Source organism: Psychromonas sp. B3M02 (assembly GCF_003318165.1).
GTDB lineage: Bacteria > Pseudomonadota > Gammaproteobacteria > Enterobacterales > Psychromonadaceae > Psychromonas.
Map to the genome: position 1 here is coordinate 1 of NZ_QOCB01000031.1, position 1,257 is coordinate 1,257.

Sequence of the window (1,257 nt, forward strand, 5' to 3'; positions counted from 1 at the left end):
AAAATGGCTTAGTTTGAGGCGTAAGTTGATGTAAATGGTTGTTCCCTATACGAAACTTACAACGAAAAAATAAGTTGTTTTAACAAGTAAAATAGATCAGTTACTTACTATGATTGGTATAAGTTTACAGATTCAGGTTTTTCACACTACTTCTTTCCACTAGTGTGGGCTCTAATTGAATCTCTAAATCGTTTTCACGCTTGGTTTGTATTTTATCTAGTAAAGTATCAAAGGCCTGTCGACCTAAATTAAATTTTGATTGGTGGATGGTCGTTAAAGAAGGCGTCATATAGCGCGCGATTTTAATATCATCGTAACCAATAATCGATAAATCACCGGGAATCGATAATCCTAAATCATTTGCCGCATTAATCACCCCCATTGCCATCATGTCGTTACACACAAAAATAGCAGTCGGTAACTCCCCTTTTTGATACAGATTTTTAAAAGCAATGGCAGCATCTTCACACTCAAAATTAGAGACTTCTACCCAATCTGCGTTAACTGTTAAGTTCGCTTCATTCATGGCTTTTTCAAAACCAGCATAACGTTTTTTTGCCGTTGGTTTATCAATAGGGCCACGAATACACCCTATTTTAGTATGACCATTCTTAATAAGATGTTGTGTGGCCATATAACCACCTTGAAACGTATTATCTTGGATTTTATCGGTAGAAAAGCCCATATCCCCATTGTCCATTACAACCGTTGGCACAGGCTCATGACGTTCGAATATATCAATATTTTGATTAACTAGCTCATCACTCATCAGTAATAAACCATCTACTCGTTTTTGTAACAACATATCTATGTTGAAACGTAATCGCTCTAAATCCCCTTCAGTATTACACAAAAGTAGGTTGTAACCTTGCTCATAACAACGACGCTCAACCCCCTTTACTACTTCCGCAAAAAAAGGGTTAATGGAGGTGGTGACTAACATACCGAAGGTGCGTGTATTTTTAAGCTTCAAGCTTCTTGCTAAAGCTGATGGCGCATAATTTAATAACTCAACCGCTGCCTTCACTTTCTCTGTCACCTCATCACTCACGTGACGTGTTTTATTTAATACATGACTAACTGTTGAGGTAGAAACTTGCGCATGTTTTGCTACATCTTTAATAGTGGCCATTGATTTATGAGTTTCCTTTATTGTTATGTTTTTGATACTCGGGCTTTTAAAAAATTGATCACATCGTCTCGATAGGGAATTGAAGATTGAGCCCCTTCGGCTGTCACAGTCAACGCAGCTGCTGC

The 1,257-nt window shown here is 37.7% G+C and carries 1 protein-coding gene; it reads right to left on the reverse strand.

Features of this window, described 5'->3' with window-relative positions; genetic code table 11:
* Positions 1 to 124: 124 nt before the first annotated feature.
* The gene (locus DS885_RS04375; protein ID WP_113818189.1) at positions 125 to 1,132 is read right to left on the reverse strand and encodes a substrate-binding domain-containing protein; all 1,008 of its coding nucleotides are present in this window, start codon (positions 1,130 to 1,132) and stop codon (positions 125 to 127) included.
* Positions 1,133 to 1,257 lie beyond the last annotated feature (125 nt).

Excerpts from the sequence above, each read along its gene's own strand:
- DS885_RS04375 (WP_113818189.1), bottom strand. The coding sequence starts at position 1,132 with ATGGCCACTATTAAAGATGTAGCAAAACATGCGCAAGTTTCTACCTCA.